The organism is Butyrivibrio sp. Su6 (assembly GCF_900108105.1).
Taxonomy (GTDB): Bacteria; Bacillota; Clostridia; order Lachnospirales; family Lachnospiraceae; genus Butyrivibrio.
In genome coordinates this window covers 489249-511213 of the sequence record NZ_FNUR01000001.1, presented here as the reverse complement: position 1 = coordinate 511213, position 21965 = coordinate 489249, and the positions used below count along the sequence as shown (strand labels likewise).

General features: G+C 38.9%; 21 protein-coding genes. 19 read left to right on the top strand and 2 right to left on the bottom strand.

Annotated features, from left to right (window positions below; all coding sequences use genetic code 11):
• Positions 1-49: 49 nt before the first annotated feature.
• From C4S54_RS02010 to C4S54_RS01950, 13 genes are all read left to right on the top strand, one after another.
• Positions 50-1267 carry a BMP family lipoprotein gene (locus tag C4S54_RS02010; protein WP_103868028.1) on the top strand — a complete coding sequence of 406 codons (1218 nt, stop codon included), beginning with the start codon at positions 50-52 and terminating at the stop codon, positions 1265-1267.
• A 67-nt stretch (positions 1268-1334) separates the two neighbouring features.
• Positions 1335-2912 carry an ABC transporter ATP-binding protein gene (locus C4S54_RS02005; RefSeq protein ID WP_334293925.1) on the top strand — a complete coding sequence of 526 codons (1578 nt, stop codon included), beginning with the start codon at positions 1335-1337 and terminating at the stop codon, positions 2910-2912.
• 1 nt (position 2913) lies between these two features.
• Positions 2914-4044 (top strand): ABC transporter permease, encoded by a 1131-nt coding sequence (locus C4S54_RS02000; protein ID WP_103868027.1) that lies wholly within the window; start codon positions 2914-2916, stop codon positions 4042-4044.
• Complete coding sequence (locus C4S54_RS01995; protein ID WP_103868026.1) at positions 4044-4985, top strand: ABC transporter permease; 942 nt, start codon at positions 4044-4046, stop codon at positions 4983-4985. The genes C4S54_RS02000 and C4S54_RS01995 overlap by 1 nt, the downstream gene beginning before the upstream one ends.
• Positions 4986-4993: 8 nt before the next feature.
• Entirely contained in the window at positions 4994-5419 is a 426-nt protein-coding gene (locus C4S54_RS01990) for a cytidine deaminase (RefSeq protein ID WP_103868025.1), read from the top strand.
• Between the two features lie 149 nt (positions 5420-5568).
• Positions 5569-5919 (top strand): 50S ribosomal protein L19, encoded by a 351-nt coding sequence (gene rplS, locus C4S54_RS01985; RefSeq protein ID WP_022773578.1) that lies wholly within the window; start codon positions 5569-5571, stop codon positions 5917-5919.
• Positions 5920-5997: 78 nt separating this feature from the next.
• Positions 5998-6594, top strand: a complete 597-nt coding sequence (gene lepB / locus C4S54_RS01980) for a signal peptidase I (RefSeq protein WP_103868024.1) — start codon at positions 5998-6000, stop codon at positions 6592-6594.
• Complete coding sequence (gene ylqF, locus C4S54_RS01975; protein ID WP_103868023.1) at positions 6591-7472, top strand: ribosome biogenesis GTPase YlqF; 882 nt, start codon at positions 6591-6593, stop codon at positions 7470-7472. The genes lepB (C4S54_RS01980) and ylqF overlap by 4 nt, the downstream gene beginning before the upstream one ends.
• 24 nt (positions 7473-7496) lie before the next feature.
• A complete protein-coding gene (gene lepB, locus C4S54_RS01970; RefSeq protein ID WP_103868022.1) occupies positions 7497-8030 on the top strand; it encodes a signal peptidase I in 534 nt (177 codons plus the stop codon).
• Positions 8030-8791, top strand: a complete 762-nt coding sequence (locus tag C4S54_RS01965; protein ID WP_103868021.1) for a ribonuclease HII — start codon at positions 8030-8032, stop codon at positions 8789-8791. Before lepB (C4S54_RS01970) ends, C4S54_RS01965 begins: the two co-directional genes overlap by 1 nt.
• Positions 8788-10500, top strand: coding sequence for a flagellar hook-length control protein FliK (fliK, locus tag C4S54_RS01960; RefSeq protein ID WP_103868020.1), 1713 nt, complete (start codon positions 8788-8790; stop codon positions 10498-10500). The genes C4S54_RS01965 and fliK overlap by 4 nt, the downstream gene beginning before the upstream one ends.
• 2 nt (positions 10501-10502) lie before the next feature.
• Positions 10503-10799 (top strand): EscU/YscU/HrcU family type III secretion system export apparatus switch protein, encoded by a 297-nt coding sequence (locus C4S54_RS01955; RefSeq protein ID WP_022773585.1) that lies wholly within the window; start codon positions 10503-10505, stop codon positions 10797-10799.
• A 27-nt stretch (positions 10800-10826) separates the two neighbouring features.
• Entirely contained in the window at positions 10827-11189 is a 363-nt protein-coding gene (locus C4S54_RS01950; RefSeq protein ID WP_103868019.1) for a YraN family protein, read from the top strand.
• Positions 11190-11193: 4 nt separating this feature from the next.
• On the opposite strand, the gene C4S54_RS01945 is transcribed toward C4S54_RS01950, so the two are convergent.
• Positions 11194-12912, bottom strand: coding sequence for a DUF6044 family protein (locus C4S54_RS01945; protein ID WP_103868018.1), 1719 nt, complete (start codon positions 12910-12912; stop codon positions 11194-11196).
• 181 nt (positions 12913-13093) lie between these two features.
• Here C4S54_RS01945 and pgeF point away from each other — a divergent pair, with 181 nt between their 5' ends.
• The 3 genes from pgeF (at position 13094) to C4S54_RS01930 (ending at position 17202) form a co-directional block, all read left to right on the top strand.
• Complete coding sequence (pgeF, locus tag C4S54_RS01940) at positions 13094-13963, top strand: peptidoglycan editing factor PgeF (RefSeq protein ID WP_103868017.1); 870 nt, start codon at positions 13094-13096, stop codon at positions 13961-13963.
• A 90-nt stretch (positions 13964-14053) separates the two neighbouring features.
• A complete protein-coding gene (locus C4S54_RS01935; protein WP_103868016.1) occupies positions 14054-14755 on the top strand; it encodes a response regulator transcription factor in 702 nt (233 codons plus the stop codon).
• A complete protein-coding gene (locus tag C4S54_RS01930; RefSeq protein WP_103868015.1) occupies positions 14749-17202 on the top strand; it encodes a sensor histidine kinase in 2454 nt (817 codons plus the stop codon). The genes C4S54_RS01935 and C4S54_RS01930 overlap by 7 nt, the downstream gene beginning before the upstream one ends.
• 48 nt (positions 17203-17250) lie before the next feature.
• Here C4S54_RS01930 and C4S54_RS01925 read toward each other — a convergent pair whose 3' ends face one another.
• Positions 17251-18450: a ribose-phosphate pyrophosphokinase gene (locus C4S54_RS01925; RefSeq protein WP_022773593.1), complete on the bottom strand. Its 1200-nt coding sequence runs from the start codon at positions 18448-18450 to the stop codon at positions 17251-17253.
• A gap of 109 nt (positions 18451-18559) precedes the next feature.
• Here C4S54_RS01925 and C4S54_RS01920 point away from each other — a divergent pair, with 109 nt between their 5' ends.
• From C4S54_RS01920 to C4S54_RS01910, 3 genes are read left to right on the top strand one after another with little or no spacing between them, the layout of a single operon-like run.
• On the top strand, positions 18560-19918 hold the full coding sequence (locus tag C4S54_RS01920; RefSeq protein ID WP_103868014.1) for a DUF512 domain-containing protein: 1359 nt from the start codon (positions 18560-18562) through the stop codon (positions 19916-19918).
• Between the two features lie 9 nt (positions 19919-19927).
• Positions 19928-21256, top strand: a complete 1329-nt coding sequence (der, locus tag C4S54_RS01915) for a ribosome biogenesis GTPase Der (RefSeq protein WP_103868013.1) — start codon at positions 19928-19930, stop codon at positions 21254-21256.
• Positions 21257-21940, top strand: coding sequence for a glycerol-3-phosphate acyltransferase (locus C4S54_RS01910; RefSeq protein ID WP_103868012.1), 684 nt, complete (start codon positions 21257-21259; stop codon positions 21938-21940). It abuts the gene before it with no gap.
• Positions 21941-21965 lie beyond the last annotated feature (25 nt).

Below are 21965 nucleotides of genomic sequence, written 5' to 3'. Positions count from 1 at the left end.
AGGGGTTTATCAATAAATGTTTTCATTAATCAAAAAATGGAGGACGATTATGAAAAAGAAATTTTTAGCAGTACTTATGGCTGCAACAATGGTTTCTTCACTTGTAGCTTGCGGACAGACAGCTGCAACAACAGAGACTACTGAGACAACTGAGGCTACTCAGGAAACACAGGCTACTGAGCCAGCAGCTGAAACAGCAGCTGAGACAACAGAAGCTGGTGACAAGATGATGATCGCTATGGTAACAGACTACGGCGATATCACAGACCAGTCTTTCAACCAGTCAACTTATGAGGCTTGTAAGGCATTTGCTGAGGCAAACAATGCTGAGTTCACTTACTACAAGCCAGAAGGCGACTCAACAGCAGAGAGAGTTGCTATGATCGATAAGGCTGTATCTGATGGTTACAACGTAATCGTAATGCCTGGTTATGCATTTGCAGAAGCTATCGTTGAGACAGCTGACATGTACCCAGACGTTAAGTTTGTTGCTCTTGATGTTTCTGAGTATGATCTTGAAGGTGATGGATCTGATTTCAATTCAGAGACATATCCTAACGTATTCTCAGCAGTATATCAGGAAGAGCTTCCTGGATACATGGCTGGTTATGCTGCAGTAAAGATGGGCTATACACAGCTTGGTTTCCTTGGCGGTATGGCTGTTCCTGCTGTTATCCGTTATGGCTACGGCTTCGTTCAGGGTGCTGACGCTGCTGCAAAGGAGCTTGGCGCTGACGTTTCTATCAACTATGCATATGGTAACCAGTTCTACGGTGATTCAGATATCACAGCTGCTATGGATACATGGTATCAGGGCGGCACACAGGTAGTATTCGCTTGTGGTGGCGGTATCTTCACATCTGCTGGTGAGGCTGCAGGCAAGGTTGGCGGAAAAGTTATCGGTGTTGACGTTGACCAGTCAAAGACTATCGATGGAATGTTTGAAGCAGGTATGACTGTTACTTCAGCTATGAAGGGCCTTCAGGCTACAGTTAACACACTTCTTGCTGCTATCAGAGATGGTCAGTGGGATTCTTATGCCGGCAAGATTCTTAACCTTGGTCTTGTTTCTGGCGATGACACATCACTTAACTATGTTGGTCTTCCAGAAGATACAACAATTTGGACAGAATCTTTCACAGTTGATGATTACAAGAAGCTCGTTGCTGATATGGTAAGCGGCGCTGTAACAGTATCTAACGATACAACAGCAGCTGAGCCTACAGCAGAGAATGTAAAGATCAACTTCCAGGGCAATATTAAGTAATAATTACTTCAGTATGAAGTTCAGGGACCGGAAGCCTCAAAACTTTCGGTCTCTTTTTACCAGTCAAATGGTGATAAATATTGGTAGGAGGAAAAAGAAGGTGGCTTTAGAAAGCGCGTATGCTATTGAAATGCTAAATATAACAAAGCGTTTCCCTGGAATAATTGCGAACGACAATGTTACTATTCAGCTCAAAAAAGGTGAAATACACGCTCTTTTAGGGGAAAATGGTGCTGGTAAGTCAACACTCATGAGCGTTTTGTTCGGCCTTTATCAGGCAGAAGAGGGGACAATTAAAAAGGATGGTAAGGTTGTTACTATCAACAATCCTAATGATGCCAATGACCTTGGAATAGGAATGGTTCATCAGCACTTCAAACTTGTTCAGTGCTTTACTGTTCTTGATAACATCATCCTTGGGGTGGAGACAACAAAACATGGATTCTTACAGAAAGATGTAGCAAGAAAGAGAATCTTGGAGCTTTCTGACAAATATGGTCTTAAGGTAGATCCTGATGCAAAGATTGAGGATATTACCGTAGGAATGCAGCAGAGAACTGAAATTCTTAAGATGCTCTACAGAGATAATGAGATTCTTATTTTTGATGAGCCTACAGCTGTTTTAACTCCTGCAGAAATTGATGAACTTATGCAGATCATGAGAAATCTTGCAAAAGAGGGTAAGTCAATTCTCTTTATTTCTCACAAGCTTGCTGAGATCATGTCTGTTGCAGACAGATGCAGTGTACTTAGACGTGGTAAGTACATTGGAACTGTTAATATTGCTGACACTAATCAGGAAGAGCTCAGCCGTATGATGATCGGTAGAGATGTACAGCTTGTCGCAACAAAGGAAGATAAGACACCCGGTGATGTTATTCTTCATGTTGAGAATATGACTGTTCCTTCCAAACTTCACCATAACAATGCAGTTAAAAATGTTTCTTTTGATGTCAGGTCAGGAGAAATCGTATGTATAGCCGGAATTGATGGCAACGGTCAGACAGAACTTGTTTATGGTTTATCAGGTCTTGAAAATATTACTTCCGGTAAGATCACGCTTTCAGGAAAAGACATTTCTCATGCATCTATCAGAGAGAGATCTCTTAGCGGAATGAGTCATATTCCGGAAGACAGACACAAACATGGCCTTGTTATGGATTATTCTCTTGCTTATAATCTTGTGCTTCAGAGGTACTTTGAGCCACAATTTAGCACAAAGTATGGGTTCCTGAAAAAGAAGGAAATCAATAATTATGCTGATAAGCTGATTGAGCAGTATGATATCAGATCAGGTCAGGGAGCACCTACAATAGCCAGAAGTATGTCAGGTGGTAACCAGCAGAAAGCAATTATTGCCAGAGAAATCGATAAGGATCCGGATCTTCTGATCGCGGTTCAGCCTACCAGAGGTCTTGATGTAGGTGCTATCGAATATATCCACAAGCAGCTTATTGCCAGAAGAGATGAGGGACACGCAGTTCTTTTGGTTTCTCTTGAATTGGAAGAAGTTATGAGTATATCAGACAGAATACTTGTTATGTACGAAGGCGAGATAGTAGGAGAGTTTGATCCAAAGAAGACAACTCCTGAGGAACTCGGACTTTACATGGCAGGAGCAAAGAGAAAGGAGGCTGGGGCTTAAAATGGCTGGAAATAACAGAAAAATTGAAAAAGAAAGCTTTTTCTCAAAGCCGGCAGTCCAGTCTATAACTGCGTCATTACTTTGTATAGTTATAGGACTATTGATAGGATACATTGCCCTTCTTATCATTAACCCTGTTGGTGCTACAGAAGCTATTATCACAATTATAAAGAACTATTTCACATATCCATCAAAGGCGGCAGCGCTCAAATACCTTGGTAACACACTTGTAAAGGCAGCACCACTTCTTATGTGCGCTTTATCTATTCAGTTCTGCTATCAGGCTGGACTGTTTAACATTGGAGCTGCAGGCCAGTACGTTGCCGGTGCAGGAGCTTCACTTTATTTTGCACTTGGCTTTGGTCTTCCATGGTATGTATGTATTTTGGCAGCACTTGTTGCCGGTGGTATTTTTGGAATTATCGTTGGAGTATTAAAGGCATATCTCAATGTTAATGAGGTTATTTCAGGAATCATGCTTAACTGGATTGGACTCTACACAGTTAATATGCTTCTTGGTGGAGTAAAAGAGGTATCAAGCCCTTACACACTTTCACTTGCAAATACTAATCCTTCGGCTATCATTCCTTCACTTGGACTTGAGAAGCTCTTTTCAAACAATAAGTATGTTACAATTGCTATTCCTTTAGCTGTGATCATTGCAATCATTTTAAAGGTTGTTTTGAGCATGACTGTATTTGGATATGAGATCAAGGCGACAGGTATTGCAAAGGATGCTGCTAAATACAGCGGAATGAAAGAGAAGAAGAATGTTATTCTTACTCTTTTCATCGGCGGTGGTCTTGCAGGTCTTGGAGCTGCATTCCTTTTCCTTACAGGATATGAGCAGTGGTCTGTAACACAGTCATCTGTTCCGGGAATGGGCTTTAATGGTATTGCTGCAACATTCCTTGGCGGACTTGATCCTATAGGAACAATTTTTGCATCATACTTTATTCAGCACATTACAAGTGGTGGTTCATATCTTGATAAGAACGTTTATCCATCACAGATTTCAGATTTTATATCTTCAATAATCATCTACCTCTGCGGATTTGTTCTCTTCTTTAAGTTTTTCTTAAACAGCAGAATAAGAGCCGGCAAGGAAAAGAAAGAAGGAGGTAATAAATAATGGTATTACTTCTTCAATACACATTACTTTTTTCATCAGTACTTATCCTGGTTGCTCTTGGTGGATGTTTTTCAGAGCATTCAGGTGTTATAAACCTGGGACTTGAAGGAATAATGGTAATGGGCGCTTTAGGCGGAGCCCTTACATTAAAGGTTATTTCACCCACGCTTCCTGCAATTGTTATTGTTCTTACTGTACTTTTGACATCGACTGTGTGCGGAGTGCTTTATTCTGTACTTTTGGCTTTTGCCTGCATCAATTTCAAGGCAGACCAGACACTGGTAGGAACTGCTCTTAACATGCTTGCGGCAGCTGCAGCAACAGTTATTGTCAAGACTATCAACATTGCTGAAAATCCTGACAACGTATCATCAACTGTTCAGTATGTAGCTTCTAAAAAGGCTCTTGTTGTCAATATTGGCAGTTTTCAGTTCAACTGGTTTATGCTTGTGGCTCTTATAGCTCTTATAGCAGCTTATGTTATTCTCTATAAGACAAGATTTGGCTTAAGACTTATGGCCTGCGGTGAGCATCCTCAGGCTGCTGACAGTGTCGGAATCAATGTTTATACAATGCGCTGGGCTGGCGTTCTTATTTCAGGAATGCTTGCTGGAATCGGTGGTATTGTCTACATCACAGCCGGAGTAAGTGAGTGGAAGTTTGAAAACGGTGTTGCTGGTTTCGGATTCCTTGCCCTTGCGGTTATGATCTTTGGACAGTGGAAGCCTCTTAACATTGGACTTGCAGCTTTGTTGTTCGGATTCTTCAGAGCCCTTTCCAACGTTTATTCAGGATTTGATTTTTTGGCAGCGCTCAATATTCCGAGCTCTGTATATAATATGATGCCTTATATTATTTCTCTTGCGGTACTTGCATTTACATCTGCAAACTCAAGAGCACCTAAGGCAGAAGGAATTCCTTACGACAAGGGATCAAGGTGATTTTTTATATGAATGAAACACAAATTAAAGAATTAATAGAAAAAGCTTTGGATATGAGAAATTTTTCTTATACTCCATATTCTCACTTCAATGTTGGAGCAGCGCTTCTTAGTGCTGATGACAGGATATTTACAGGATGCAATATAGAAAATGCTTCTTATACACCTACCAATTGCGCAGAGAGAACAGCTTTTTTCAAGGCGGTAAGTGAGGGTGTGCTCACTTTTAAAGCAATAGCAATTGTGGGAGGACCTGCAGATGCAACAGAGCTTGAATACTGTCCTCCATGTGGAGTTTGCAGACAGGTAATGAGCGAGTTCTGTGATGATGAGTTTATTGTTATTGTTGCAAAATCAACTGAGGAATACAGGGTATATACATTACCTGAAATCCTGCCAGACAGATTTGGACCTACAAATCTCATCAAAAGATAAGAATCATTTGTTGACGGATTAACATATTTTGTGTTATATTATAGTACGTTGTGAAAATCAGACGGTCCTCTGTTATGATTTAGAGTCGGAAATTCATCTGATTCTGTAATATTACATATTAAGAACGTCCATAGAATAGGAGAAAAGATATGAGTACAATTATCGAAGAGCTCGAGAAGGAGCAGCTGAATGCTAACGCACCTCAGTTCAACACTGGTGATACTGTAAGAGTACACGCTAAGATCAAAGAAGGAAACCGTGAAAGAGTACAGGTTTTCGAAGGAACTGTTAAGAAGATCCAGGGCGGCAGCAACCGTACAACATTCACAGTAAGAAAAGAGTCTTACGGTGTTGGCGTTGAGAAGACTTGGCCACTTCACTCACCTATCGTTGAGAAGGTTGAGGTTATCAGAAGAGGTAAGGTTAGAAGAGCTAAGCTTAACTACCTTAAGGGTCTCACAGGTAAGAAGGCAAAAGTTAAGGAACTTGTTACCAGATAAGTTGTTAGTTAAAAGGCAGTTACTTTTTAGTAATTGCCTTTTTCTTTACTTACATTCAAAGCCAGACAGAGGATGACTATGTTCAGGAAGAAAAAAAGAAATCTCTACCTAAATCCCAAGAAAAAGATAATTACTCCTAAAATGCTTCACGAAATCTTTTCATGGCTTTTTGTTACAGTAATAGCGGTCTTTTTTGCATTTGTATTCGTGGTAGCATTTGGAATGCAGGTCACTAATATTGGAGATTCTATGACCCCAACCCTTGCAAATGGGCAGGTGGTTTTAGTTAACAGACTTGAGTTTAAGATATTGCGTCCTTCTACAGGAGATATCATAGCTTTTTTACCAAATGGCAACGCAAACTCACATTACTATGTTAAAAGAGTTGTAGCTTCTTCCGGCGACAAAGTTCAGATTATTGATGGCTATTTATATGTAAACGGTGAAAAAACTGAAGATACCGGCGAAATATATGATAAAATGGAAGATGCAGGGATAGCTGCTAATGAGATCAAGCTTGGAAGCGGCGAATATTTTGTCCTTGGAGACAACAGAAATAGTAGTGAAGACTCGAGAAGTGCCAATATTGGTATTGTTAAGACTAATATGATAATTGGTAAAGTGTGGTTTAAACTTGCTGGTAATGATAACAGCGGAGGTTTTATTTTAGAATGAATTTGCAATGGTATCCTGGTCATATGACGAAAGCAATCAGAATGATGCAGGAAAACATTAAACTGATCGATATTATAATTGAAGTGGTTGACGCCAGGATTCCGGCGGCTTCCAGAAATCCTGATATTGATGAGCTTGGTAAAAACAAGTTCAGACTTATAGTTTTAAATAAGTCTGATCTGGCTGATAATCAGGTGACTAAAAAATGGAAAGAGTATTATGAAAAACAGGGCCTGTTTGTAATGGAGATGAATTCCAAAACAGGTAATGAGGCCGGTAAAGTTAAGGACCTTGTTCAGAAAGCCTGTGCTGAAAAGATAGAAAGAGATAAGAAGAGAGGAATCGTAGGCAGACCTATAAGAGCGATGGTTGCCGGTATTCCAAATGTTGGTAAGTCAACATTCATAAATAAGCTTGCAGGAAAGGCTTCTGCAAAAACAGGCAATAAGCCCGGAGTTACAAAGGGTAAACAGTGGATCACACTTAGTAAGAGTATGCAGCTTCTAGATACTCCCGGTATCCTGTGGCCCAAGTTCGAGGATGAGCAGGTGGGGCTTAGACTTGCACTTATTGGTTCAATGAATGATGAGAATCTCGACATTGCTGAGCTTGCCTGTGAACTGATAAAGAAGCTTGAAAAGTTCTATCCGGAAGCTATTTTTGAAAAATACGGTATTACCAAAGAGCAGCTATCTGAACTTGAAGAGGATCAATATTCTACTCCTGCAAGCAGAGTTTTATCAGCAATTGCCATAAACAGAAAGTGCCTTCTTGCAGGTGGTAACCCGGATATCTCAAGAGCGGCAGCGCTTCTTCTGGATGATTTTAGAAACGGAAGACTTGGCAAAATATCTCTTGAAAGACCAGATGAACAATAAACTATAATACGATGGGCGAATGTTATGAAGAAGTTTCTTAAAGAACTATTAAGCACAATAATCTATTTAGCAGTCATTTTTCTTTTGACATTTCTATTTATTACCTTTGTTATGCAAAGGACTGAAGTAAGTGGCCAGTCTATGGAACCAACGCTTCAGGACGGAGATTCGCTTCTTATTGAGAAGGTATCTTACAGATTCAGTTCACCTAAGAGGTACGATATCATAGTGTTCCCGTATCAGTACGGCAACGATCAGTTCTTTATCAAAAGAATCATTGGTCTTCCGGGCGAGAGTATCAGGATTGACTATGATGGAAACATATATGTGGACGGTGAGATCTTAAAGGAAGGCTATGGCGCAGAAGTTATACTTGATCCGGGCAGGGCTGAGACGGAAGTAGTCCTTGGTGAAGACGAGTATTTCGTTATGGGTGATAACAGAAATCACAGCATGGATAGCAGGGATATTTCTGTTGGTAGTATCAATAAAGCTGATATTACAGGCAGAGCCTTCATTCGCATTTTTCCATTTTCTAAATTCGGGAGCATAAACTAATGGGTTCAATGACAGATATTAAGGCAGCGCTGCAGCTTGCAGCAACAAGGGAAGAGTATGTTTCTTTTATCGAGGAATACTCATCTGATGAGAGGGCAGGCGTAAAAAAGCTTGTAGAATCAGCGGAAAAGAAATTAAAAGCCCTCGAAAAAGAAATGGCCCGTATAGAAGAGATGAAAAAATATGAGAAAGAATATGCTCATTTAGGGCCCATTTGCGGAATTGATGAAGTGGGAAGAGGCCCTCTTGCAGGACCTGTCTATACAGCAGCTGTTGTGCTTCCTCCCGATTGTGATATTTTGTATGTTAATGATTCAAAGAAATTATCCGAAAAAAAGAGAGAAGAGCTTTACGATGTAATCATGGAAAAGGCTCTAGCAGTCAGCATTGGATGTAATTCTCCTGAGAGAATTGATGAAATAAATATCCTTAATGCTACAAAAGAAGCTATGGTCATGGCTGTAAAGAACCTCAAAGTTAAACCGGCAACTCTTTTGATCGATGCAGTTCACCTTGATGGCCTTGATGAATACAATCAGGTATCCATCATCAAGGGCGATGCAAAGAGTATCTCTATAGCTGCAGCCAGCATAGTGGCAAAGGTTACAAGGGACAGAATGATGAAAGAGGAAGCCAAAAAGTATCCTGAGTATTTCTTTGATTCCAATAAAGGTTATGGAAGTCAGGACCACATTGAAGCACTTAAGAAATATGGTCCTTGTCCAATACACAGAAGGTCGTTTATAGGTAATTTCGTATGAGTGGTATTTCCAGTGTATCACAATCAAATCAGCCTATAGTTCTGAATGGTAGCAGCCTCCAGGTCCCACAGGAACAGGGAGAGGCTTTAAACCTGAAAAATGGTGCTGTCATTCAGGGAACTGTTGTGTCTGTAAATGATACCCCTGATGGAAAGCTCGTAAATATAAATGTATCCGGCAATGAAATATCTGCCAGGCTGCAGGAAGGAATGGACCTTAGAGAAGGTCAGTCACTGCAGTTTGCGGTAAAAGGTCTAAGTTCAAGGGCGGTTACGATCATGCCCCTCTTTGAGAATACAGCAGCCATGCAGAGCACTATTAAGGCTTTGACAGCTGCCGGACTTGAGACTACCCCTGAAAATGTTCAGATGGTAAAAGACATGATGGAAGCCGGTCTTCCTATCGATAAAGCATCTTTGCAGGAAATGAGCAAGAATCTAAACTTGTTCTCTGATTCATCTGTTTCAACTTTGGTTGAGATGAAGAGCCTGAATATCCCAATAAATGAAAACAACATAAATGGTTTTGAAAGCTACAAGAACTATGAGCATCAGGTAGTAAATGAGATGGAAGATATAATTGAATCTCTGCCTGACACATATAATGCGCTTGTAGCAGGTGGTGAAGAGGCTAAAGCCCTGAATTTGTATGGCTCTGTATTAAAGCTCTTCGGGCAGGAAAATGCAGAAAACAATATAGGGCAGGAGATGGATGGCGTTTCGCAAGCAGCTAAAGAAGTCACTGGAGAGGCTGAAGCAGAAAATGGATCTATACAGGGCGCCCTCGATACAGGAAAAGAAATTCTTGATAAAAGCGGAAATATCAATAAAGATCTGACTCTTGCCTTGGAAAACTTAAATAAGGATCCGGGTGCCTTAAAAGAAGAGGCAGCTATAAACAATAAGGCTGTTTCTGATGAGTTCATTGATACGCTAAAAAATCTTGGTGTTTCGGATAAGAATATTGAAAAACTGATAACATCATCTGATTCAAAAGCTCTTTTAAATGAACTTGCAAAGAGCTTTGAAGGGGCTGACCTTACCAATGTTGTTGAAAATGCAGCATGGAAAAAGCTCTTTTCAAGTGATGAATATAACAAGATCATAAAAAGCAATATCTCGGAGCAATGGCTTTTGAAGCCATCGGAGGTTGAGGATAAAGAAAATATCCAGAATTTGTATCAGAGGCTCAATAATCAGGTGAAACATCTTGCTGAAACGGTGAATAACACAGGACTTGCTGAATCAAAGCTTGGTCAGTCCCTTAATAACCTTTCTAATAATCTGGACTTTATGAATCAGCTGAATCAGATGTTTCAATATGTTCAGCTTCCGCTTCAGATGGCGGGACAGAACGTGCACGGAGATTTATATGTCTATAGGAACAAGAACAGGAAAATGAGCGAAGACGGATCTGTCAGTGCGGTGCTTCATCTTGATATGGATAATCTAGGACCTATTGATGTCTATGTAAAAATGCTTGAAAAAAAGGTTACTACAAACTTTTATGTGGCAGATGATTCAATACTGGATCTTATCAATGATAATATTCATATTTTGAATGAGAGACTTGAAAAACGTGGCTATTCCATGAATGTAACTCTTAAACTTCAGGATGATATAGACGGCGAGGATGCAGCGGTTGATGAGATGTTTGATGTTGCAAGAACACCTATATTATCCACAACATCTTTTGATGCGAGGGCATAAAAATGGCTGATGAGAAAAGAGAAAAACAAAAGACTGCCGTAGCTCTTGCCTACGATCCTAACGAAGACGGAGCGCCAAAAGTCATCGCTTCAGGAAAGGGAGCTCTTGCTGAAAAGATCATAGAGCAGGCAAAAGAGAATAAAATTCCTGTTCATGAAGATGATAAACTTGCAGAGACGCTGTCAAAACTGGAAATAGGAGAGATGATACCTCCTGAGCTTTATGAAGTAGTTGCTGAGATTCTGGTCTTTGTTGATGCCATGGACAAGATAAAGGCAAAAGATCGCTCAAGAAAATAATGAATTATAAAAGGAACTAAAAAACAAGTGAATAAAAGAACAACAGGCTCTTGGTATGAAGATATAGCTTGTGACTATCTTAAGAGCCAAAATATTAAGATCTTAAAAAGAAATTTCAGAGTAAGATGTGGTGAAATAGATATTGTTGCATTTGATGAAGGATATTATAGTTTTATCGAAGTAAAATACAGAAAAGACAATAAATATGGCGGCCCGGAGGCCGCCGTTGGTTTTGCAAAACAAAAACAGATATGTAATGTATCGAGGTTTTATATTTCTTTTAACCACATTCCTGAAGATGCACCTGTGAGATATGATGTGATAGCCATTAGCGGAGAAGAAGGTGCATGTAAGATAAAGTGGTATAAAGATGCCTTTGAGTACATTTAAAACTTTAAATACTGTATAGCCATATTGTATATGGAGAAGTCTCACTTTCATATTGACCTACAAGCTTTATGCCAAGGTCATCTGCGTTACTTATTTCTATTCTTGAAAAAATATACTTTCCATTTAGATTTTTGAACGATTCCACATCAATTAAAAGTCTTTTGTCTGTGACATCCTTTGTTCTTACAGGAGACCAGATGGAATCTACAGTTCCTGAATAAATATAGGCTCTAGCTCCCCATTCATCGAAATATTCCCTGGCAAAGGCTGACTCTTCAAGGGCCGGAGCAATAATGTTTCTAAAAGAATCCTTATAGGACTGATAGTAGTAACTAAGGCATCCATCAAGAGTAGATATTCCGTTATATGACAATACTGCCGGGTGGAAACCATAGGCAACAGCGTACTCGCCATCATAATCAATATCTTCTTTGATGCTCTCGAATAAGTCAGATGAATAGAACTCACCGTATGAAAGGGTTTCTGACTTGTCGTTTTTTATGAGCTGCCAGGCGTTGACATATACAGTGTTAAAAAAGTCATTATATAAAGACTGAGTGCCTAAAACAGAGAGAAGTACAAGGCTTATTACGATAATTGGAAGCTTCTTAAAACGGCCTGATAATCTGATAGTAATTATGACTATCTCCAAATACCATAAAAATGGATTAAAGAATAATGTTCTGTTAAACTGCCAGCCCTTTAGAGGTGAAAAAATGATCTCAAAAAGACTTCTTATAGGTTTGCAGTAGTATAGACCATAAATTATGCAGTTAAAAACTATAAAATAGAGAACAAGATTAAATGGATCTGTAAGTAGTTTTTTATAATCTTTATCCTTAATGTGCAGGAAATTGATCACGAAAAAGGAGATGATCACAATTGGCATTGCCACAAACCTGTGAAGGTCATCGCAGTGGAACATGTTATTTACAAACACATCCTTTATGGTTAAAAGAATCTGACCAAAACTGAAATTCTCAATGACCATCTCATCCCTTATTGTCTGCTCATTGCCTGCAAAGATAAGGAGAAAAAGTCTGTATTCGATAAGTATGAAAGAAATCGAAATAAGAACCATGCTAATGATAAGCGGGGCATTTATCTTTTTATCCTTTATCAATCTGTATAGGAAATAGATAAAGATATATCCGATTATGAATGGCCCAAAGAATGTGAAATATGACAAAGTAGGATAGAGAAAAAGAAGTATATAATACTTAGCCTTTTTTTCTGTCATAACCTTTCTTATAAGATAGATGAGCAGAGGGATAGAAGCAAAGGCAAAAGAAAAAGCGGGATAAAGCGGAAGCAGTCCATATATAAAGCTGCCAAGAACTATAGCCCATTCATATTTCTTATAATTGTCCTTTAAAACATCTTTTCCAAGAAGAATTCCGGAGAAAGTTGCTATGAAGATCTTTAAAAAGTAACCGATAATATACGCTGTGAAATTAGGAAAAAGCATATATAAAACAGCATATAAATAAAACTCTGAAAGGAGAAAGTTTCTATCAATTCCTCCAAGCAAAGGTACGGTAACATTATGCGAAAAGAAAGCATTATTTAGTTTTAAGATCTGGTAATCTGCGATGTGAATATCAAGATTATCGTGAACACCAATATATGTGTGATTTTTTCCTGCAATAACGAATGTTATAAGTTCGATAGCAGTAATAAGGATGACAATTCCCCAATACCAGTTTGCTTTGACTTTTTTCATGTTCTCCTCAAGATATATGTTGTAATTAAGAATCAAGGAAAATTATATCATAGCTTTTGAATCATTTACAGTTGAGAGGGCGGCACTAAGGTATGAAAGTAAGGCGTCTTGCATGTATGGAAGAGTTTATTAAATTATGATAAAGTGGGTAAATACGATAGATACTAAATGAGGAAGAAAAATGACAGATAAGACATTGATCAGATATGGAAAAAAAGTAACTACTCAGATAAGAGAAAAAAACGGTGTGAAATATATTGTTTTTCCTGATATTGAAAAACTGGGCTTTGTGGATCATCTTTTTTCTACCAGGATAGGCGGAGTCTCAAAAGGCGACTACGCTACCATGAACTTGAGCTATACACGTGGTGATGACAAGGAATGCGTGGATGAGAATTATAGAAGGATAGCGGAAGTTTTAGGGCATGGCAAAACCTTAGATGACTTCGTGTGTACTTTCCAGACACACACTACCAATATAAGAGTTGTCACAGAAGGCGACAGGGGAAAAGGACCTGCAAGAGTCAGAGACTACACTGATATAGACGGACTGATCACAAATGTCCCGGGTATAATTCTTGGTACGTTTCATGCAGACTGTCCGCCAATTTATATTGTTGACCCTGTAAAAAGAGCTATCGGTCTTGTCCATTCAGGTTGGAAGGGGACACAGGGAGAAATTGGCAAAAAAGCAATTGAGAAAATGAGTGCTACATATGGAACTGAGCCTTGTGACTGTGTATGTGCAATAGGGCCGTCAATATGCGGTGAATGTTATGAGATAGGTGAAGACGTGGCTTTGGAATTTGCCAAGGCTTATACGGAAAAAGAACTTGAGGATAATAAGATTTTAGTGCCTTATCCCAATAACAAATACAGATTATATCTGTGGAATGCCATAAAGCTTTCTCTGTTAAAGGCAGGAGTGCCGGATAAAAATATAATTGTCACAGATATATGTACAAAGTGTAATCCTGAGCTTTTATTTTCACACAGGGTACATGGCGAAAAGCGCGGAAATCTCATGGCTTTTTTAACTATTAACGATTAACCGTTAAATTCTTAAGAAATCTTAAGAATTTTCGTAGGTAAATCTTAAGAATTTTCTGATTTAATAGAATTATAAGATATGGAGCAGAGCATGGAAAACATTTTAGTTTGCGATGATGACAAAGAAATAGTTGATGCGATCGAGATCTATCTTTCACAGGAGGACTTCAGAATATATAAGGCCTATGATGGGGTAGAGGCACTTGATATCATTAGGAAAACAAAGATATCACTGGCAATTGTAGACATAATGATGCCCAAAATGGATGGGATGAGAATGGTGATGGAGCTTAGAAAATTCAGCTCTATTCCTGTGATATTCCTGTCTGCCAAGTCAGAGGATTCTGATAAGATATTGGGTCTTAACATCGGCGCCGATGATTATGTCACAAAGCCCTTTAATCCTCTGGAGCTGGTTGCAAGAGTCAAGTCCAACTTAAGACGATACACAACTCTTGGAAGCATGGAAGATAAAGAAAACATCTATAAGACCGGTGGCCTTGTCATTGACGACAACTCCAAGGAATGTTTTGTTGATGGCGAAAGGATAAGACTTACGCCTATCGAATATAACATTTTAGAGTTCCTTGTGAAAAATAAGGGCAAAGTATATTCTATCAATCAGATCTACCAGAGCATCTGGCAGGATACCGGTTCTTTTGCTGCAGACAATACAATAGCTGTCCATATCAGACATATCAGAGAAAAAATAGAGATCAATCCAAGAGATCCAAGGTACCTCAAGGTTGTGTGGGGTGTGGGATACAAGATTGAAGATGAGGAACCATGTTAAAAAAGCCAATTAATTTTAAAATTCTTACATTGATCCAGCATGTTCTTGCGGCATTTATAGCCTTTTCGCTTGTTTTTATATTTGCAGGAACCAGCATAATCATTACAGGTGCCAGGGGAGATTATTCCTATACCTTGTATGAATCAGACAGAAACAGAGCTTATGAGGATTCATACCTTTTTAACAACATCCTTGGCAATAACCTTGCTGATGTCATAAGGCTCATAGCTATCAGAAGCCAGTTAGAAACAGCAGGGGAGTATGACAGTGAAAAGACAATTGATGTAACTGCCTATGTGAACAGAGGAACTACGCTTCCGGGAGACTACGTCACTGCTGTTTATACAGTATCAGATCTTTTAAAGTGGGCCCAGAGCGGCTTTACTTATGAAACAAGGAATTTCACAGAAGAAGAGAGCAGCTCATTTTTAAGCGCCACAACTACATACACACACCTTAAGAATAATCTTATGTCAGGTGGTATGAATTCCTATCTTAGTTCAGGCCTTTCTGATAACAGTGTTGAATTTACAGTTTCAGGCAATTCTGTCCCTTCAGGAGGAACCCACAATATCCTTGTTTCAAGGTATCAGACTGTAGATGGGAAAAATATCGAGGACCTTGTATCAAACTGGGAAGAGTACAGCCTTTTGTGCAGCAATGTCGAGGAGGCTGCGGGAACGCTTTTATCTAACTTCGAGGAATATGGAAAGCTCCTTTCATATTATGGATATCAGTCAAGTAACTTAAGGTACTATATTTCCAGAACAGTAAGTGGCAGTACATCTGTGTTTACCAATGTTTCCGAGCTTTCTGGAGAGACAACCGGAATAGATATAAAGAGTGTATTTGAAGGCTATGGCAGATACATATATTACTGCCCATATGAGCTTAAGTACGAGACCAACACTCTTATAAAAGAAAACGTGGTAAGAAGCCTTCTTAAAACATATAGCTATGCGTATCCTGATCAGATAAAGGTTTACGTGGCTGTAGATACTTTAGGCTACCCATGCAGCGATGATTTTTATCAGGGAAAGAGCAGCTTTGCAAAATATATGCCTTATAGGACACAAATCTTGATATTGTGCTTTGTTGCGGCATTTATGTATATACTTCTGTTTATAATAACTCTTAAGACACCTGTAGTTGTAAATGGAAAGACAATAAAGACAGAGATAGCCTGTCTTAAGAATATTATAATAATGGTGGCTCCTTTTGGTGCTTTTGTACTGGCCTCTGTCATAACACAGATGAGTTACATGAAGATGGTTCGGCTTGAGAACTTCCCTGTATATGCGGCCCTTGGTGCATTTGTATTTAATGTTGGTTTTCTGGGACTTATTTATGGTATTGCGGATAAGGTAAAAGAGAAGTCTCTTTGGAAGGATTCTATCCTAAGAATGATCATTATTGGGGCAAAGAATCTGATTCTCACAACTACTGATAACGGAAATGTGATCATAAGAACCTGGATTCCATATATATTCTTTGTGGTTATTAATCTGTGTCTGTTTAAGATAGGCCTTGCAGGAATAGTTATTGCAGCATTTTTAGACATACTTATTGGTATTTACCTGTACAGACAAAACCTTGACAGAGACCGTATCATCAAGGTAATAGAGAAGATTAAAAATGGCGACGTTAAGTCAAAGGTCGATGTTTCAGCACTTCATTCAGATAACATAGCTCTGGCAGATGCAGTTAATTCCATCGGTGAAGGAATTGAAAAAGCTGTAGACACCAGTATGAAGGATGAAAAGCTAAAAGCAGATCTTATAACAAACGTATCACACGACATCAAGACTCCGCTGACTTCCATAATCAACTATGTGGATCTTATAAAGAGGGAAGATATAGGCAATGAGAGAGTGATCGAGTACGTAAATATACTGGATCAGAAATCTCAAAAACTAAAAAAACTTACAGAAGATCTGGTTGAGGCTTCAAAGATCAGTTCGGGAAATATAAGCATTGAGCTCTCGAAGATAGATTTTGTTGAACTGATAAATCAGACGATAGGCGAATTCTTCGAGAAGTTTGAAAAGAGTGGTCTCACCCCTATTTTTAAAGCACAGGAGAAAAACATATCAATAGTTGCTGACGCAAGGCACCTTTGGAGGGTTTTGGAGAATCTCTTTAACAATACCTGTAAGTATGCCCTGTCAGGAACCAGAGTATATCTGGAGATGTACACCTCAGAGGATGAGGATGGCAAAAAGAAAGCTTTCTTCTCAATCAAGAACATCTCTGCCAAAGAGCTTAATGTAAGTGCTGATGAACTTACCAAGAAGTTTATAAGAGGGGATGAGTCAAGGACAACTGAAGGAAGCGGACTTGGACTTTCAATTGCCAAGAACCTTACTATTGCTCAGGGAGGAACCTTTGATATAAGGCTTGACGGAGACCTTTTTAAAGTAATAATTGGATTTGATATAGCAGAATAAAAAATAAGTGCCCATAACATTTAAGTTATGGGCACAATTTTTATATATTTAGTCGAAAAGCTCAGTTGGAGTTTTGCATCCTGAGTTGTATTTGCCGACAATCTCATGGATCTTGTCTGTTGGCATATTAACTGTAGCCATAGATGCGTCGTGATTAAGGAAATCAATGATAGTTGCAAGGAATTTACCCATATCTGCGATGAATATATATTCTCTGGAGGTAACTTCCTCATTCATGTAAGTGAGATTTGTAGTAATAACTGCGTCAAAGTATCCTTTTTCGTAGCCGTCATCAAACTTGCTCATTCCGTCTGTGAAAAGACCGAAAGTGGTGCAGATGAATACCCTTTTAGCTCCCATGTTCTTAAGCTGCTTGGCAGTATCTATCATACTTGATCCTGAAGATATCATGTCATCGATGATGATAACATCGCGGCCTGAAATATCAGAACCAAGGAATTCGTGAGCAACAATTGGGTTAGTTCCGTTAACAACGTGAGCATAATCACGTCTCTTATAGAACATACCTGTATCAGCGCCGATTACGTTTGCAAAATAAACGGCTCTGTCAAGAGCTCCCTCATCAGGGCTTATGACAGTGAGGTGATCCTTATCAACAACAAGGTCATCGATGTGAGATAAAAGAGCCTTCATAAACTGATATGAAGCAAGGAAGTTATCAAATCCACCAAGAGGCTTGGCGTTTGATATTCTTGGGTCATGGGCATCAAAGGTAATAAAGTTTGAGATACCCATATCATGGAGCTCAGCAAACATCTGAGCAGCATCTAATGATTCCATACCGTTTCTTTTGTGCTGACGTCCTTCATAAAGGAATGGCATGATAACATTTATTCTTTTTGCTTTGCCAGTAATTGCACCAATAACACGTTTAAGATCCTGATAATGATCATCAGGAGATTTGTGGTTGACGTAATTGTACATTTTATAAGTTATGCTGTAATTGCATACATCAGTAAGAATGTAAACGTCATTTCCTCGAACACTTTCCTTGATAGTAGCCTTAGCTTCACCACTGTTGAATCTGTCAAGGTTGATATCGATTTTGTAATTGTCTTTTACATAGCCGTGAAAAGCGGGATCGTTCTCAGGCATTTTGTAAAGTTCATGTCTGAACTCTGAGATATAACGATTGACGCTGTCACCAAGTTCTTTGGCTGAATCCATTACAATTAGATTAAGAGGTGCAACCGGAATAGTACCTTCCAGTTTTCTAAAATCTGGCATATTTTTCGCTTCCTTCTTTGAAATATTTATATTAGAACATAGTTCTACATTTACTGTTTTAACATCTATGGTGCTGACACGTCAAGGACAAGATGGTATAATACAGGGCATGAAGAAGAATATAGGACACCTTATCGGCAGCGTCGATGAGGGAAGCATAGCACAGGAATTAAATATTGAACCGGGCGATAAGCTCTTGAAAATTAATGATCAGGTAATTGAGGATATTTTTGATTTTCAGTACCTTGTTCAGGATGAACATCTGGATGTACTTATTGAGAAACCAAATGGCGAGCAGTGGCTTTTAGATATTGATAAGGATTTTGATGAAGACCTTGGAATTGAGTTTGAAAATGGACTCATGGATGATTACAGGTCCTGTAGTAATAAGTGTATTTTTTGCTTTATTGATCAGATGCCAAAGGGCATGAGGAAAACATTATATTTCAAGGATGATGACTCAAGACTGTCTTTCCTTCAGGGCAATTACGTAACACTTACCAACATGTCTGATGCAGATATTGACAGAATATTAAAATATCATCTTTCTCCTATCAACATTTCTTTTCAGACTACTAATCCTGAACTTAGATGCAAGATGCTTGGCAACAGATTCGCCGGTGAAGCACTTAAGAAAGTAGACAGATTATGCGCTCCGGGTACAGGAATAGAGATAAATGGTCAGATAGTTCTTTGTAAGGGTGTCAATGATGGAAAAGAACTTGAGAGATCCATTTCTGACATGTCCAAATATATACCGAACCTTCAAAGTGTATCAGTAGTTCCGGTTGGACTTTCCAAATACAGAGACGGGCTTTATCCGCTTGAACCCTTTAACAGTCAGGATGCCGGAGAGGTCATTGATCTTATAGAAAGCTGGCAAAAGAAGATTTATAATGAATATGGGATGCATTTTATTCATGCAAGCGATGAGTGGTACTTCCTTGCAGGAAGAGATTTCCCTGAAGCAGAAAGATATGACGGCTATATTCAGCTTGAAAATGGCGTTGGAATGATGAGGCTTCTTATAGATGAGTATGAAGAGGCGCTTGAAAAGGCTGTTTCAGAACATAAGACGCACCTTGATGGCCTAAACAGAGAGATATCGATTGCCACAGGAAGACTGGTATATCCATGCATCAGGGACATGGCAGAAAAGGCAATGAGCATTTGTACTGGACTTAAAGTGCATGTTTATGAGATAATTAACGAGTTTTTTGGCGAGAGGATTACCGTTTCAGGTCTTCTTACCGGAACAGACATCATAAATCAGCTCAAGGGAAAAGAGCTTGGAAGCGAGCTTTTTCTTCCTGAAAACCTTCTTAGAAGCGGAGAGGACTATCTTCTTGATGACGTGAGAATCTGCGACATTGAGGAAAAACTAAACACTAAAGTTGGAATATCAAAGTGCGATGGTCACGACCTTGTTTCAATATTATTTGATATTCCGGAAGATGAACTTTTATAAAGGATAATTATGAGTAAGAAAAATATTGTTGCGGTAGTTGGCCGCCCAAACGTTGGAAAATCAACACTTTTTAACGCTCTGGCAGGTAGCAGGATTGCTATTGTTCAGGATACACCCGGCGTTACCAGAGACAGAATATATCAGGATGTTGAATGGCTTAATCACAGCTTCACACTTATTGATACAGGTGGTATCGAGCCTGATTCCAAGGACATCATTCTCTCACAGATGAGAGATCAGGCACAGATTGCCATTGATACAGCAGATGTTATCATTTTTATGGTAGATGTTAAGCAGGGACTTACTGACTCTGATTCAAAAGTAGCAGATATGCTCAGAAGATCGGCAAAGCCTGTAGTTTTGTGTGTAAATAAGGTAGATAACTTCAACAGGGATTCCCTTGATGTTTATGAGTTTTACAATCTTGGAATCGGAGAACCTTTCCCTATTTCAGCGGTTAATAAGCAGGGAATAGGTGATCTTCTTGAAGAAGTTGTAAGTCATTTCAGCAAGGACTCAACAAATGATGAAGATGATGACACAACCAAGATAGCGATCATTGGTAAGCCTAACGTTGGTAAGTCATCTATTATCAACAAACTCATAGGCGAGAACAGACTTATTGTATCTGATATTGCAGGAACAACGCGTGATGCTATCGATACAGAAGTTAAATATAACGGCAAAAAATATACATTTATTGATACAGCGGGATTGCGCAGGAAAAATAAGGTAAAAGACGAGCTTGAGCATTATATGATCGTCAGAACTGTCGGAGCCGTTGAAAGAGCTGATATAGCAATCCTTGTTATTAATGCAGAGGAAGGCGTAACAGAGCAGGATGCCAAGATCGCCGGAATAGCTCATGAAAGTGGTAAGGCTGTAATCATTGCGGTTAATAAGTGGGATCTTATTGAAAAGGATAACCACTCTGTAAAAGAGTTCACAAAGGATATCAGAAATACTCTATCATTTATGAACTATGCAGAGATCATCTTTATTTCTGCAGAGACCGGTCAGCGACTTGTAAAGCTCTATGATCTTATTGATATCGTAAGTGAGAATCATTCACTCAGAGTTGCAACTGGTGTTCTCAATGAGATCATGACTCAGGCAGTTGTAATGCAGCAGCCACCGAGTGACAAGGGTAAGATATTAAAGCTTTACTACATCACACAGGCTTCTGTAAAGCCACCAACATTTGTTATATTTGTTAATGACAAAAAGCTTATGCATTTTAGTTATACCAGATATATTGAAAACCAGATCAGAGAAGCCTTTGGATTCAAGGGAACTCCTTTGAGATTTATTATAAGGGAGAGAAAAGAGGATAAATAAATGACCACAGCAGGTTTAGTTGGGGCGAGAATCGTCTGCATTATCATTGGATATGTTTTTGGAATGATACAGACAGCTGTTTTTTATGGAAGACTTAAAGGCGTAGATATTAGAAAAGTTGGTTCGGGTAACGCCGGAACCACCAATACATTAAGAGTACTTGGACCAAAGGCAGGTGCTGTAGTTCTTTTAGGTGACATGCTCAAATGTATGGCAGCCATATTAATTACTTATCTTATTTTTGGAAGATCCAATCCTGAATATATAATATTATTTATGGCTTATACTGCTGCAGGAACTGTACTTGGACATGATTTTCCATTTTTCCTTAAATTTAAGGGCGGCAAGGGAATCGCATGTACTGCAGGATTTACTGTTTATCTCAGCATTCAGTTCAATATTCTTTTCCTTATAATGGGACTTATTTCATTCTTCCTGCCGTTTAATCTGTTCCATATTGTTTCAGTCTGCAGTTTGTTCTATTATTCTGCACTTCTTGTTACAACGATCATCTATGGACAGATGGGGCTGTTTTTTGCACCACAGGGTGCTCTTATTGAAGTTTATATTATAGTTGCTCTTTTGACATTGCTTGCTTTTTATCAGCACAGAGGAAATATTAAAAAGCTCATAAATGGTCAGGAGCGCAAAACATATGTATTTAAAAAGAATAAAGTGGACTAATTTAAGACTTAATGGGAGATAAGAC

Bases quoted from the DNA above. Each gene is read 5' to 3' on its own strand.
- C4S54_RS02010 (WP_103868028.1), top strand. From the start codon at position 50: ATGAAAAAGAAATTTTTAGCAGTACTTATGGCTGCAACAATGGTTTCT.
- C4S54_RS02005 (WP_334293925.1), top strand. From the start codon at position 1,335: ATGGTGATAAATATTGGTAGGAGGAAAAAGAAGGTGGCTTTAGAAAGC.
- C4S54_RS02000 (WP_103868027.1), top strand. From the start codon at position 2,914: ATGGCTGGAAATAACAGAAAAATTGAAAAAGAAAGCTTTTTCTCAAAG.
- C4S54_RS01995 (WP_103868026.1), top strand. From the start codon at position 4,044: ATGGTATTACTTCTTCAATACACATTACTTTTTTCATCAGTACTTATC.
- C4S54_RS01990 (WP_103868025.1), top strand. From the start codon at position 4,994: ATGAATGAAACACAAATTAAAGAATTAATAGAAAAAGCTTTGGATATG.
- rplS (WP_022773578.1), top strand. From the start codon at position 5,569: ATGAGTACAATTATCGAAGAGCTCGAGAAGGAGCAGCTGAATGCTAAC.
- lepB (WP_103868024.1), top strand. From the start codon at position 5,998: ATGTTCAGGAAGAAAAAAAGAAATCTCTACCTAAATCCCAAGAAAAAG.
- ylqF (WP_103868023.1), top strand. From the start codon at position 6,591: ATGAATTTGCAATGGTATCCTGGTCATATGACGAAAGCAATCAGAATG.
- lepB (WP_103868022.1), top strand. From the start codon at position 7,497: ATGAAGAAGTTTCTTAAAGAACTATTAAGCACAATAATCTATTTAGCA.
- C4S54_RS01965 (WP_103868021.1), top strand. From the start codon at position 8,030: ATGGGTTCAATGACAGATATTAAGGCAGCGCTGCAGCTTGCAGCAACA.
- fliK (WP_103868020.1), top strand. From the start codon at position 8,788: ATGAGTGGTATTTCCAGTGTATCACAATCAAATCAGCCTATAGTTCTG.
- C4S54_RS01955 (WP_022773585.1), top strand. From the start codon at position 10,503: ATGGCTGATGAGAAAAGAGAAAAACAAAAGACTGCCGTAGCTCTTGCC.
- C4S54_RS01945 (WP_103868018.1), bottom strand. From the start codon at position 12,912: ATGAAAAAAGTCAAAGCAAACTGGTATTGGGGAATTGTCATCCTTATT.
- pgeF (WP_103868017.1), top strand. From the start codon at position 13,094: ATGACAGATAAGACATTGATCAGATATGGAAAAAAAGTAACTACTCAG.
- C4S54_RS01935 (WP_103868016.1), top strand. From the start codon at position 14,054: ATGGAAAACATTTTAGTTTGCGATGATGACAAAGAAATAGTTGATGCG.
- C4S54_RS01930 (WP_103868015.1), top strand. From the start codon at position 14,749: ATGTTAAAAAAGCCAATTAATTTTAAAATTCTTACATTGATCCAGCAT.
- C4S54_RS01925 (WP_022773593.1), bottom strand. From the start codon at position 18,450: ATGCCAGATTTTAGAAAACTGGAAGGTACTATTCCGGTTGCACCTCTT.
- C4S54_RS01920 (WP_103868014.1), top strand. From the start codon at position 18,560: ATGAAGAAGAATATAGGACACCTTATCGGCAGCGTCGATGAGGGAAGC.
- der (WP_103868013.1), top strand. From the start codon at position 19,928: ATGAGTAAGAAAAATATTGTTGCGGTAGTTGGCCGCCCAAACGTTGGA.
- C4S54_RS01910 (WP_103868012.1), top strand. From the start codon at position 21,257: ATGACCACAGCAGGTTTAGTTGGGGCGAGAATCGTCTGCATTATCATT.